At 70.7% G+C, this 12,219-nt stretch carries 12 protein-coding genes; 7 read left to right on the top strand and 5 right to left on the bottom strand.

The annotated features are described in order from the left end of the window. Positions 1–37: 37 nt before the first annotated feature. The 4 genes from EV148_RS00705 to EV148_RS00720 all read left to right on the top strand — a co-directional run bounded on the left by EV148_RS00705 (position 38) and on the right by EV148_RS00720 (position 3,740). Positions 38–601: a YqgE/AlgH family protein gene (locus EV148_RS00705; RefSeq protein WP_131991963.1), complete on the top strand. Its 564-nt coding sequence runs from the start codon at positions 38–40 to the stop codon at positions 599–601. Then, complete coding sequence (gene ruvX / locus EV148_RS00710) at positions 585–1,031, top strand: Holliday junction resolvase RuvX (protein ID WP_131991966.1); 447 nt, start codon at positions 585–587, stop codon at positions 1,029–1,031. The genes EV148_RS00705 and ruvX overlap by 17 nt, the downstream gene beginning before the upstream one ends. A gap of 16 nt (positions 1,032–1,047) precedes the next feature. Then, positions 1,048–1,995 (top strand): aspartate carbamoyltransferase catalytic subunit, encoded by a 948-nt coding sequence (locus EV148_RS00715; RefSeq protein WP_131991969.1) that lies wholly within the window; start codon positions 1,048–1,050, stop codon positions 1,993–1,995. A 71-nt stretch (positions 1,996–2,066) separates the two neighbouring features. Then, positions 2,067–3,740 (top strand): hypothetical protein, encoded by a 1,674-nt coding sequence (locus EV148_RS00720; RefSeq protein ID WP_131991972.1) that lies wholly within the window; start codon positions 2,067–2,069, stop codon positions 3,738–3,740. Positions 3,741–3,752: 12 nt separating this feature from the next. On the opposite strand, the gene EV148_RS00725 is transcribed toward EV148_RS00720, so the two are convergent. The 4 genes from EV148_RS00725 to lptF all read right to left on the bottom strand — a co-directional run bounded on the left by EV148_RS00725 (position 3,753) and on the right by lptF (position 8,809). Beyond that, positions 3,753–5,324 (bottom strand): FkbM family methyltransferase, encoded by a 1,572-nt coding sequence (locus EV148_RS00725; RefSeq protein ID WP_158287251.1) that lies wholly within the window; start codon positions 5,322–5,324, stop codon positions 3,753–3,755. Beyond that, on the bottom strand, positions 5,314–6,444 hold the full coding sequence (locus EV148_RS00730; protein ID WP_131991978.1) for a PilT/PilU family type 4a pilus ATPase: 1,131 nt from the start codon (positions 6,442–6,444) through the stop codon (positions 5,314–5,316). Before EV148_RS00730 ends, EV148_RS00725 begins: the two co-directional genes overlap by 11 nt. A 122-nt stretch (positions 6,445–6,566) precedes the next feature. Continuing rightward, positions 6,567–7,661, bottom strand: a complete 1,095-nt coding sequence (gene lptG, locus EV148_RS00735; RefSeq protein ID WP_131991981.1) for an LPS export ABC transporter permease LptG — start codon at positions 7,659–7,661, stop codon at positions 6,567–6,569. Further along, positions 7,658–8,809 carry an LPS export ABC transporter permease LptF gene (gene lptF, locus EV148_RS00740; protein ID WP_131991984.1) on the bottom strand — a complete coding sequence of 384 codons (1,152 nt, stop codon included), beginning with the start codon at positions 8,807–8,809 and terminating at the stop codon, positions 7,658–7,660. The genes lptG and lptF overlap by 4 nt, the downstream gene beginning before the upstream one ends. Positions 8,810–8,959: 150 nt before the next feature. Here lptF and EV148_RS00745 point away from each other — a divergent pair, with 150 nt between their 5' ends. From EV148_RS00745 to EV148_RS00755, 3 genes are read left to right on the top strand one after another with little or no spacing between them, the layout of a single operon-like run. Then, positions 8,960–10,453: a leucyl aminopeptidase gene (locus EV148_RS00745; protein WP_131991987.1), complete on the top strand. Its 1,494-nt coding sequence runs from the start codon at positions 8,960–8,962 to the stop codon at positions 10,451–10,453. Further along, positions 10,450–10,899 (top strand): hypothetical protein, encoded by a 450-nt coding sequence (locus tag EV148_RS00750; protein ID WP_131991990.1) that lies wholly within the window; start codon positions 10,450–10,452, stop codon positions 10,897–10,899. The genes EV148_RS00745 and EV148_RS00750 overlap by 4 nt, the downstream gene beginning before the upstream one ends. A 4-nt stretch (positions 10,900–10,903) precedes the next feature. Beyond that, positions 10,904–11,326: a DNA polymerase III subunit chi gene (locus EV148_RS00755; protein ID WP_131991993.1), complete on the top strand. Its 423-nt coding sequence runs from the start codon at positions 10,904–10,906 to the stop codon at positions 11,324–11,326. A 134-nt stretch (positions 11,327–11,460) separates the two neighbouring features. On the opposite strand, the gene upp is transcribed toward EV148_RS00755, so the two are convergent. Then, on the bottom strand, positions 11,461–12,096 hold the full coding sequence (gene upp, locus EV148_RS00760) for a uracil phosphoribosyltransferase (protein WP_131991996.1): 636 nt from the start codon (positions 12,094–12,096) through the stop codon (positions 11,461–11,463). Positions 12,097–12,219: the final 123 nt, after the last annotated feature.

The raw sequence follows: 12,219 nt of genomic DNA on the forward strand, positions 1-12,219 counted from the left end.
CTTAGGCCCGCCCGCGGCGCTCGCGTACAATCGCGCCATGGCCGACACCACGCCGCTCACCAACCAGCTGCTGATCGCGATGCCGACGTTGCGCGACCCGAATTTCGCGCGCGGCGTCGCGTTCCTGTGCCAGCACGGTGAGGACGGCGCGATGGGCCTGATGATCAATCGCCTGTCCGAATACCGCCTCGGCGACGTGCTCGCGCAGATGAACATGCATTCCGAGCTCGCCGACGTCGTCGACGCGCCGGTGCTGATCGGCGGCCCGGTGCAGCCCGAGCGCGGCTTCGTGCTGCATTCGCCCGGCGGCGAATGGGAATCCTCGTTCCGCATCTCCGAGCAGATCGCGGTGACGACGTCGCGCGACATCCTCGTCGCGATGGCCGCGGGCAAGGGCCCGCGCCACGCGGTCGTCACGCTCGGCTATTCCGGCTGGAGCCCGGGCCAGCTCGAGCAGGAACTGTACGAGAACCACTGGCTGACCGCGCCGGCGACCGAGCACGTGCTGTTCGAGACGCCGCTCGAGGAACGCTGGGAAGCCGCCGCCGGCCTCGTCGGCGTCAACCTGTTCCAGCTCGCGAGCTATGCCGGGCACGCCTGAAGGCACCGCGCTCGCGTTCGACGTCGGCACGCGCCTGGTCGGCATCGCGGTCGGCAACTCGATCTCCGCGAGTGCGCGACCGCTCGCCGCGCTCGGCGCCGACGACTGGGCCAAGCTCGACGCGCTCGTCGCCGACTGGCGGCCGGACCACCTCGTGGTCGGCCTGCCGCTCGCGCTCGACGGCGGCGAACAACCGATGAGCCGGCGCGCGCGCGCGTTCGCCGAGGCGCTGCGGCAGCGGTATGCCAAGCCGGTGCATCTCGTCGACGAGCGCAACACGTCGCGCGAAGCGGCGCGCCGCTTCGCCGCCCGGCGCGCCAGCGGCGCGGCCAGGCGCAAGGACGCCGCCGCGATCGACGCGCTCGCCGCGCAGATCATCCTGGAAAGCTGGTTGGCCGGCGGCGCGCACGTCGACGGCCGCGCGAACTGATCCCGAGGGAAACACGATGTCCGATCCGTCCAGCGGCGCCGATGGCCGCCTGCGCCACCTGATCACGCTCGAAGGGCTCGGCTGCGCGCGCATCGAAGGCCTGCTCGACCGCGCCGCTGCGCTGCGGGGCGAATTCCGTGCCGGCGCGACGTCGCTGCCACTGCTCGCCGGGCGCACCGTCGTCAACCTGTTCTTCGAGGCGTCGACCCGCACGCGCACGAGCTTCGAACTGGCCGCGCGCCGCCTCGGCGCGACCGTGGTGAACTTCGACATCGCGAGCTCCTCGACCAGCAAGGGCGAAACGCTCGAGGACACGCTCGCGACGATCGAGGCGATGGGCACCGACGCGTTCGTCGTGCGCCATCGGGAGAACGGAACACCGGCGCGCCTCGCCGCGCACGCGCGTCGTGCATCGGTGCTCAACGCGGGCGACGGCAACCACGCCCATCCGACCCAGGGGCTGCTCGACCTGCTGACGATCCGCGACCACAAGGGTCGCATCGACGGTCTCAAGGTCGCGATCTGCGGCGACATCCGCCATTCGCGCGTGGCGCGCTCCGACGTGCACGGCCTGCGCGCGCTCGGCGCGGCGGAGATCCGCCTGTGCGGCCCCGCGGCGCTGCTGCCGGAGGCCGCCGGATTTCCCGGCTGCATCCTCTGCGGCGACCTCGACGCCGCGCTCGACGGCGTCGACGTGATCGTCATGCTGCGCATCCAGAAGGAGCGCATCGAGCACCTGCCCGGCCTCGACGAACGCGAGTACTTCGCGCGCTACGGCCTCGATCGCACGCGCCTCGCGCGCGCGCGTGGCGATGCGATCGTGATGCATCCGGGGCCGATGAACCGTGGCATCGAGATCGCCGGCGACGTCGCCGACGGCCCGCAGTCGGTCATCCTCGAGCAGGTCGCGAACGGCATCCACGCGCGCATGGCCGTGCTCGCCGAACTGCTCGCTCCGCGCTGAGGCCGGGCGCAGGCCACGGCGGCGCCGGCCGCCCTGCTAGACTGGCGGCTTCATCCCGGGGAAGCCTGCACATGCCTCTGCGCACACGGATCCTGCGCCACCTCGCCATCGCCACTGCCCTGGTGGTCGGCGCCTGCGGCAAGACGGTCGACACGAGCGCGCCGCTCGCGTTCGTGCCGGCCGACACGCCCTACCTGTTCGCCAACGTCGAACCCGCGCCGGAAACCGCGATCGCGCACTGGCGCTCGCAGATGCAGGGCGCGTGGCCGCTGTTCACCGAGCTCATGGACGAGGCGCTCGCCGAGGCCGGCAAGAAGGATGGGAACGCCGATGCGGCGAAGGTGCTGAAGGCGGTCCTCGCCGAAGTGCGCGAGCGCAGCACGCCCGAGCAGTGGCGCGAGCTCGGCCTGGACTACCGGGCGCGCATCGCCTTCTACGGCGTCGACCTGTGGCCCGTGCTGCGCCTCGAACTCGCCGATCCAGACGCGTTCCGGGCGATGGTCGCGCGTGTCGAACAGGCCTCGGGCAAGGCGCTCGGCAGCAAGCGTGTCGGCGACCAGGACGTGCGCACCTTCGGCAACGACGAAGCGCACGGCCTGCTCGCGGTGGAAGGCAAGCATCTCGTCCTCGCGTTGACCACGGGCGCCGCCGACGAAGCGCTCGAACGCCGGCTGCTTGGCCTCGACCGCCCCGCGCAGGCATTCGATGCCGCCGCGTTCGTCGACTTCAACAACGCGCGCGGCTACCTGCCCTACGGCAGCGGCTGGGTCGACACGCGCCGCGTCGTCTCGATGATCGCGGCGAAGGCTTCGGAAGGCGATCCGGCGAAGGCGCTCGATGCGACCTGCCGCGAGGAGATCGACGCGCTCGCGGCGAAGGCGCCGCGCGTCGCATTCGGCTACCGCGAGCTCGACGACAAGCGCATGACGATGCACGCGCGCATCGACCTCGATCCGGCGCTGGCCAAGGCGCTGTCGGCTCTCGCGGTGCCGCTGCCGGGCAGCGCCCCCGACGATGCCCTGCTCGATTTCGCGCTCGCGATGCCCGTCCTCAAGGCACGCGACTTCTTCGTCGCGCAAGCCGATGCGCTGGCCAAGGCGCCGTTCCGCTGCGCCGAGCTCGCCGCGGTCAACCAGGACATGGCGGATGCGAGGGCCAAGCTCGCGCAGGCGATCCCGCCGCCCCTCGGCGACGTGACCGCGGCGCGCGTCACGCTCGATCGCTTCTCGTGGGGCGAGGGTGAGGACGCGATGCCGGACGTCGCAGGCACGTTCCTGCTCGGCAGCGGCAATCCGGCCTTGCTCGCGAGCCTCGCGCAGATGGCCTCGCCCGCGCTCGCCGGCGTGGCGATCGCGCCCGACGGCAAGCCGGTCGCGATACCGGCGGCGGCACTGCCGCCTCAGGTCGCCGGCAAGTTCGACCTCGACGTCGCGATGACGACCAACGCGATCGGCGTGTCCTTCGGCAAGGACGAGGCGCCACGCCTCGCCACCGCGCTCGCGGTGCCGGCGGTCGCGAACGGCGCGTTGATGACGTCGCGCATGCGCGGCGAGGTGTATGCGAAGTTCGGCGAGGCGATCAGCCGCTTCGGCGCGGCGCTGCCGCCCGAATCGCGCAAGCAGCTCGACACGCAGCGCAAGCTCTATGCGCTCTACGCGCAATGGTTCGACCACGTCGATGCAAGCATGGCGATCGTGCCGGAAGGCATCGACATCGTCGAAAGCGTCGCATTCGGCGCGCACTGAGCGCGCCGCCGCTCACCCGGCGAACAGCAGGTCCAGGTGCACGCGGCCGGCGAGACCGGCCGCGTCGTTGACGCGACGCCACGCGGCCATCACCGCGGCCGGATCCGTGCAGCGCTCGCGCGTCCCGTCCCGGTGTAGGACTTCGGCGACCGCATGCAGCGCGAACAGCCCGGCGAGGTAGTCCTCCGGCGACGTGCCGGTCGCGCGCTCGATGGCCCAGGGATGGAACTCGGTCAGCACGGCGGGGCGGAAGCGCCGCAGCAGGCCTGCCATGCCGCGCAGGACGAAGGGCTCCATGCCTTCGACGTCGATCTTCACGAGGTCGAGCCGCGCGAGGTCGGCGAACAGGCCGTCCAGCGCGCGCGCGCGCACGCGCACCGAGGCACCCTCCGGCGCTGCGAGGCGCTCGCCCGAGGCCGGCGGCGTCGCGCTGTTGGACGTCGACGGGTGCGTGCGCAGCACGATCTCGCCGTCGTGGTCCGCCGCCGCGGCCGCGACGACCTCGACCTGGCGGAAGCCCGCGTATTGGGCCGCGCGCGCGAGCAGCACGCGATTGGCGGCGATCGGTTCGACGGCGATGACGCGGCCGCGTGGCCCGACCAGCGATGCCGCCGGCAACGCGATCGCACCGATGTTCGCGCCGACGTCGAGCATGACGTCGCCCTCGCGCAGGCGCTCCTGCAGGACCGCGAGCACGTGCGGATCGTGCGCCGCGCCGGCGAGCAGCGGCGCGCCGATGTGCTCGTCGCGAGGGTCGGCATACAGCGCATAGCCGGTGCGATCCACGCGCACGGGCGCCGCCTCGTCGTTGGCGACGATCCAGCGCCGGCCACGCCAGCCCGGCCCGGCCGCGCCGTCGTCGATCGCGTCGAGCAGGCGCAGCTGCGGTCGCCACGCGAGCAGCGCGTGCAGGCGCCGTTCCGCCAGCGCATGCATCTCGAACACGTCGCGACTGCGCCAGAGGATCCGCCGCAGCGGATTGAGCCAGCGATTGGAAGCGACGCCGAACAGGCGCCCGCGCAGGCTGTCGTCGTGGCTGTCGACGAACTGGAACGCGGCGACGCCCCCGGGGGCGAGGATGCGGAAGAACTCGTCGACGTAGCCGGCGGCGAGGTCGGCGGGAATGTGCTGCAAGGTGATGTGCGAGAAGACGAAGTCGACGCTCGCGTCGGCGATGCCTTCGATGCGCGCGGACGCATTGCGGCGGAACTCGACATTGGCGACGTCGGCGTTGAGCCGGCGCGCCGTTTCGACCATGGTCGAGGACACGTCGACGCCGATCGCGCGTTCGAAATGCGCGGCCAGCGCGCGCGTGAGGCGGCCGGCGCCGCAGCCGAAGTCCAGCGCGAGCGCGCGACCGCGCGGATAACCGCGCGCGGACAGCACGGCGAGCTGCGCGTCGACCTCGAGGCTGCCGGTGGCCAGGAACTCGTCGAGGTCCCACCGCCGGCCGCGCTTGTCGCGGTGCGACAGCACGGCCCACAATGGATCGTCGCGCCCGAGCGTCTCCCAGACGCGGCGCAGGCGTTCGAGCTCGGGCGTGTTCGGCGGACTGTGCGTTGCGTCGGTCGCGTCAGGTTTCAACGAGTTCGACACCGTCCAGGCCCTGGCTCAGCGTGTGCGCGTCGCCGCCCTGGGCGAGCTTGATGCGCAGGCGCACTTCGTTGGCCGAGTCGGCATGGCGCAACGCGTCCTCGTAGCTGATCTCGCCGGCCTGGTAGAGCTGGAACAGGCTCTGGTCGAAGGTCTGCATGCCGAGGTTGGTCGATTCCTTCATCACGTCCTTGAGCTTGTGGATCTCGCCCTGGCGGATGTAGTCCTGCACGAGCGGCGTGCCGAGCATGACCTCCATCGCGACGCGGCGCGCCTTGCCGTCCGGCGTCGGGATCAGTTGCTGCGCGACCACGCCCTTGAGGTTGAGCGAGAGGTCCATGAACAGCTGCTCGCGCCGGTCCTCGGCGAAGAAGTGGATGATGCGGTCCATCGCCTGGTTGGCGTTGTTCGCATGCAGCGTGCACAGGCACAAGTGGCCGGTTTCCGAGAAGTTGATCGCGTGCTCCATCGTCTCGCGCGTGCGCACCTCGCCGATCATGATGACGTCGGGCGCCTGGCGCAGCGTGTTCTTCAGGGCGTTCTCCCAGCTGTCGGTGTCGATGCCGAGCTCGCGTTGCGTGACGATGCAACCCTCGTGCTTGTGCACGTATTCGATCGGGTCCTCGATCGTGATGATGTGGCCGGTCGAGTTCTGGTTGCGGTAGCCGATCATCGCCGCGAGCGAGGTCGACTTGCCGGTGCCGGTCGCGCCGACGAAGATGATGATGCCGCGCTTGGTCATCGCCAGCGACTTGATCACCGGCGGCAGGCTGAGCTCCTCGATCGTCGGGATCTTCGTCTCGATCCGGCGCAGCACCATGCCGACGCAGTTGCGCTGGTAGAAGCACGACACGCGGAAGCGGCCGACCCCGGTGACCGAGATCGCGAACTGGCACTCGTGCGTCTTCTCGAACTCCTCGCGCTGCGACGGCGTCATCACGTTGAGGACCATGTCGCGCGACTGCTGCGGCGTCAGCGCGTTCTGCGTGATCGGCGTGATGCGGCCGTTGACCTTCATCGAAGGTGCAACGCCGGCCGTGATGAACAGGTCCGACGCCTTCTTGTGCGTCATCAGCTTCAGGTAGGAGGTGAAATCGACGCTGCTGCTCATGGCCATTCCCCGGGCCGGTCGTCCAACCGGCGTCGCTTCATCTTACACCGCAGCGGGCCGGCGCCGCGGCGACCGGCGCACATTTCACCACGGGCGGAGCGCACCCGGGCCGCCCGCGCCGGTCAGGCGTGGCGGCGGAAATAGGCGGTCGCAAGCGCGACGAGGAGCAGCGGCGGCGCCAGGTTGGCGAGCGCCGGGTGGAACCCGTACACCGAGCCGATGCTGACGATCGCGCGCTGCAGCAGGTAGAAGCCGAGCGCGAGCACGATGCCGATGAACAGGCGCTTGGACAGGCCGCCGCTGCGCAGCGCGCCGAAGGCGAACGGCACGGCGCAGAACGCGAGCACGAGCACGTCCAGCGGATAGAACACGCGTGCCCAGTACGCCTCGCGGAACGTCGAGGCGTCCTGCCGGTTGCGGTCGAGCGCGGCGATGTTCTGGTCGAGGTCGCGCAGGGTCATGTATTGCGCCTTGACGATGCTGCTCGCGAGCAGGCCGGGATCGAGCTGCGAATCCCAGGCCTCGGTGTCCTGCTTGGTGCTCGTGGCCGAGCCGTCGCCGAATACGGTGCGACGCACGTCGTGCAGGGTCCAGCGGCCGTCGACATGGACCGCATGGCCAGCCAGCGAGAGGGTGCGCAAGCGGCCGTCCGCGTCGAACTCGAACACGCGCACCCCGTCGAGGTCGACCTCGCCGGCGGAGCCGCGCGTGCGGCCGTGGCGCGCGCCGATCACACTCTCGCCATCGCGCGCCCACAGCACGCCCTTGGCGAGCGCGACGTCCCTGGACTTCGCCGCGAGCTGGAGCGCCTGAGCCTTGCGCTCGCCGTACGGGCCGAGCGTCTCGCCGAGCACGACCACGCCGAGCGTGAGCGCGCCGAGGCCGAGCGCGACCGACGCGCAGATGCGCAGCTTGGACAGCCCGGCCGCGCGCAACGCGGTCAGTTCGCCGGTGCCGGCGAGGCCGCCGAGGCCGAGCAGCCCGCCGATCAGCGCGGCGTAGCCGAACATCTCGTAACAGCGCCGCGGCACCGTCAGCAGCACGTAGGCAGCCGCACGCGCGAGCGTGTACTGGCCCTGGCCGACGTCGTTGAGTTCACCGATGAAGATGCGGAACGCGTCGAGCCCGACGATGACCGCCCAGGCCACCGCGACCGCACCGAGCACCGCCGCCGCGACGAGCCGGTCGACGCGCTTGAACACCGGGCGCCGGATCATGCGCGACGCCCCTGCTGCGGCGCCTTGAGGCGCTCGCCGTTCCAGATCAGCCAGGCGGCGATCGCGAGCGCGGGCACGTAGACCCACCACAGGCCGAAACCGGCGGCGAGCTTGCCCTGGCCGATCCAGGCGCGGCCGAGCAGCAGGCCGTTGTAGTAGACGAGCCATGCGAGCAGTGCGAGCAGCATGCGCGCATAGCGCGGCTCGCGCGGGCTCGTGCGCGACAGCGGCAGCGCGAGCAGGCCGAGCACGAGCGCCGACAGCGGCGCGGCCAGGCGCCAGTGCAGCTCGGACTGCATGACCGGATCGTCGCGGCCGGCCAGCAGCACTGCCGTCGGCGCGGCGCGCTTCTGTGCCGCCTCGTCTTCATCGTTGACGCTGTCGGGCAGGCGGATGTCGTTGCGCGCGAAGCGCATGAGGCGGAAATCGTCCTCGCCGAGCTTGCCTTCGACGCGGAAGCCGTCCTGCAACGCGATGTAGCGCCCCTCGCCGTCGGCGTCGTGGTAGAGGAAGCCGTGGGTGGCGGTGATCACGTCGATGCGCGTCTTGCCGGTGCCGCCGTCGGGGCGCTCGCTTTCGATGAACATGCGCTTGAACTGCGTGCCGTCGGCCGACATTTCGCCGACGTAGATGACGCCGTCGCGCCCGGGCAGCTCGACGAACCGCCCCGGCTCGAGGCCGGCGACGATCAGCGAGCGGCTCGCCTCGGTGAGCAGGCGTTGCGAGAGCCGGTCCGAGGCCGGCGCGAGCCAGAACGAGATGACCGCGAGCACGCCCATGGCCGGCAGCACGAACAGCATGAGCGGCCGCAGCAGGCCGGACGCGTCGAGGCCCGACGACTGCAGCACGGCCATCTCGCTGTCGCGCCACAGCCGCCCGTATGCGCCGAGCACGCCGAGCAGCACCGCCAGCGGCAGGAGGATGGTCAAGGTGCCGATCGCGCGCAGGCCGATCAGGGTGAACAGCAGCTCGGCCGGGATGCGCCCCTTGGCGATCTTCGCGAGCAGGTCGGCGACCGCGCCGCCGACCATGACCAGTAGCAGGATCGCGGTCGCGGCAAGGAAGCCCACGGCGAGCTCGCGCAGCAGGTAGCGATCGATGATGCGCAGGGCAAGCGGGTTGTTTTGCCTTAGAATGGAAAGCTTCATGCGCGCTGGCAATGGCGGCGCAGGCCGGTCGCGCCGGGGCGCCACCGCTGCATCGTCACGCGGTCCGGCCGATCCGGCCTCAAGTCCGACGAAGGGCGCAGTGTAACCGCGCGCGCACCCGGAACACCCACACCCTGGCGGAACCTCCCGATGAGTACCCTGAAGTTCAGCATCCGCAGCGACGCGCCGGAAGGCGCCGCGACCCCGTGCCTCGTCGTCGGCATCCACGAGGAACGCGTGCTCGGCGCCGCGGCGCAACGCATCGATGCCGCCTCCGGTGGCGCGATCCGGCGCCTGGTCGAGAGTGGCGATGCGACCGGCAAGGCCGGCACGTCGATCGTGCTGTTCGGCCTGCCCGGCGTCGCCGCCGAGCGCGTGCTCGTGGTCGGCCTCGGCGATGCGAGGAAGTTCGACGCCGCGGCCTACCACCGCGCCGCCAACGACGCCGCACGCGCGCTCAAGGCGCTGCCGATCGCCTCGGCGTATTCGACCCTGACCGAAGCCGACGTGCCCGGCCGCGACGAGGCCTGGAAGCTGCGCACCGCCGCGCTCGCGGCCGACGCGCAGGCGTACCGCTACACCGCCACGTTCAAGCCGAAGGAAGCGCCGAAGAGCAAAGCGTTGCAGGCGGTCGAATTCGCCGCGCCGGCCGGGTCGGGCGCGCGCGCGCTCGCCGAGGCGACCGCGATCGCCGCCGGCGTGCGCTTCGCCAAGGAACTCGGCAACCTGCCGCCGAACATCTGCAACCCGTCCTACGTCGCCGCGCAGGCGAAGCGGATCGCCGACGAACATGCCGGCGTCACGCTCGAGGTGCTCGAGCGCGAGGACATGGCCAAGCTCGGCATGGGCTCGCTGCTCGGCGTCGCGCAAGGATCGGCCAATCCGCCCAAGCTCGTCGTGCTGCGCTGGCAGGGCAAGGGCGATGCGAGTCGCCCGTACGCGCTCGTCGGCAAGGGCATCACGTTCGACACCGGCGGCATCTCGCTCAAGCCCGGCGCGGGCATGGAGGAGATGAAGTTCGACATGTGCGGCGCGGCCGGCGTGCTCGGCGCGTTCGTCGCCGCGGTGGAGCTGAATCTGCCGCTCAACCTCGTCTGCATCGTGCCCGCGGTCGAGAACATGCCCGACGGCAATGCGTACCGCCCGAGCGACATCCTGACCAGCATGTCCGGCCTGACGATCGAGGTGCTCAACACCGACGCCGAAGGCCGCCTGATCCTCTGCGACGCGCTCACCTACGCGCAGAAGTTCGACCCCGAAGTCATCATCGACGCGGCGACGCTCACCGGCGCCTGCGTGGTCGCGCTCGGCAAGCACGCGTCGGGCCTCATGACCAAGGACGACGAACTCGCCGAGCAGCTGCTCGCCGCGGGCACGCTGACGCACGACCGCGCCTGGCGCCTGCCGCTGTGGGACGATTACCAGGGCCAGCTCGAGTCGGGCTTCGCCGACGTCGCCAACATCGGCGGCAAGAATGCGGGCGCGATCACCGCGGGCTGCTTCCTCGCGCGCTTCACCAATGGCCGCCGCTGGGCCCATCTCGACATCGCCGGCACCGCCTGGGACGAAGGGCGCAAGGGGCTCGCGACCGGCCGGCCCGTGCCGCTGCTGGTGCAGTACCTCATCGACCGCTGCAACCCATGACCGAAACGGACCTGCTGCAGAAGCGCAAGACCCAGGTGCTCGCCGCGGTTTTCGGCGTCAGCCTCGTGGTCGGCGGCCTGCTCGCCGCCCAGCACGCGGACCTGTTCGCCAATCCCGCGGCCGTGCCCGCGGCGATGGAGTCGATCCGCGGCAGCGGGCTCAACCTCGCCTACCAGTTCGCCGTGCTGCTGCTGTGCTTTGCCTGGCTGGAAATGGATTCACGCCAGCTCGGCATCCGCAGGCCCTGGTGGCTGAACCTCGGCGTCGTGTTCCTGACCTCGCTGTTCGTCCCGTACTACCTCTACAAGACGCGCGCGCCGGGCCAGCGTGGCGGCGCCGTCCTCGCCTATTTCGGCGTGCTGTGCGGCAGCGTGTTCGCGATGCTGGCCGGCATGGTCCTCGCCGCATCCTTCTTCGCCGCGCCGCCGCCCGGCAAGGGAATCTGACCGCATGCCGCGCGCCGACTTCTACCTCATCGACAAGCCGCGCTTCCGCGCCGAGCCTCTGCTGCTCGTGTGCGAGCTCGCGAAGAAGGCGTTCGCGAGCGAGCAACCGACCCTGGTCCTCGCGCGCTCGCAGGACCAGGCCGAGGCGCTCGACGAGCTCCTGTGGTCGTTCGACGAGAACGCGTTCATCCCGCACCAGATCGCCGGCGACGACGACGACGCGATCACCGCAGTACTCATCGTCCCGCCCGGCGCCGCCGCCGCCGACCGCCCGCTCGTGATCAACCTGCGCGACGCCTGCGCGCCCGGCCTGTTCGAACGCGTCCTCGAAGTCGTGCCCGCCGACGAAGCCGAACGCGCCGGCTCGCGCGAACGCTGGAAAACCTACAAGGCCGCCGGCTTCGACGTTGCCAAGCACGACATGTAGCCACCCAAATAGAGCGAAACACGAAGGACACGGAGGAGAAAAAGCGAACTCGGTTCTTGTTTTCTCCGCGTGCTCCGTGTGCTCCGTGTTTCAATCCTGAGCTTGTCCTTCGTGTTTCAGTCTCCCGCCCTGCTCTACGGGCGCGTGCCGAAGTAGCGGTCGCCCGCGTCGCCGAGGCCGGGCACGATGTAGCCGTGCTCGTTGAGGCGCTCGTCGATCGCGGCGGTGAATATCGGCACGTCCGGGTGGCGCGCGCGCAGGTTGGCGATGCCCTCCGGGCAACTCACGAGGCAGACGAAACGCAGCGAGCGCGGGCGCTGCGCCTTGATGCGGTCGAGCGCGGCGATCGCGGAATTGCCGGTCGCGAGCATCGGGTCGACCACGATGACGTCGCGCGCTTCGAGGTCGCGCGGCATGCGGAAGTAGTACTCGACCGGATGCAGGGTCTGCTCGTCGCGGTACAGGCCGACATGGCCGACGCGCGCGCCCGGCACGACGTCGAGCATGCCGTCGAGCAGGCCGATGCCGGCGCGCAGGATCGCCACCAGCACGACCTTCTTGCCGTCGATCGCCTGCCCGGTCGCCGCGGCGACCGGCGTCTCGATCGCGACCTCGCGCAGCGGCAAGTTGCGCGTGACCTCGTAGGCCATCAGCGCGGCGAGCTCGCCGAGCAGGCGGCGGAACTCGATCGTGCTCGTCTGCTTCTTCCTGAGCAGGGTCAGCTTGTGCTGCACCAGCGGATGCCCGATCACCTGCACGCCTGCCGTCATCGCGTTCCCTCCGTGATTTTCCCCACGATACCGCGGGCCGCCTGTGCGGCGGTACGCGGACGCTGCGCCGGCCCCTGCTAGAATGGCCGACCCCCTCCGGAAAGGGCCGCACGAAGGCCCGCG

This window comes from Dokdonella fugitiva (assembly GCF_004342425.1).
Lineage (GTDB): Bacteria > Pseudomonadota > Gammaproteobacteria > Xanthomonadales > Rhodanobacteraceae > Dokdonella_A > Dokdonella_A fugitiva.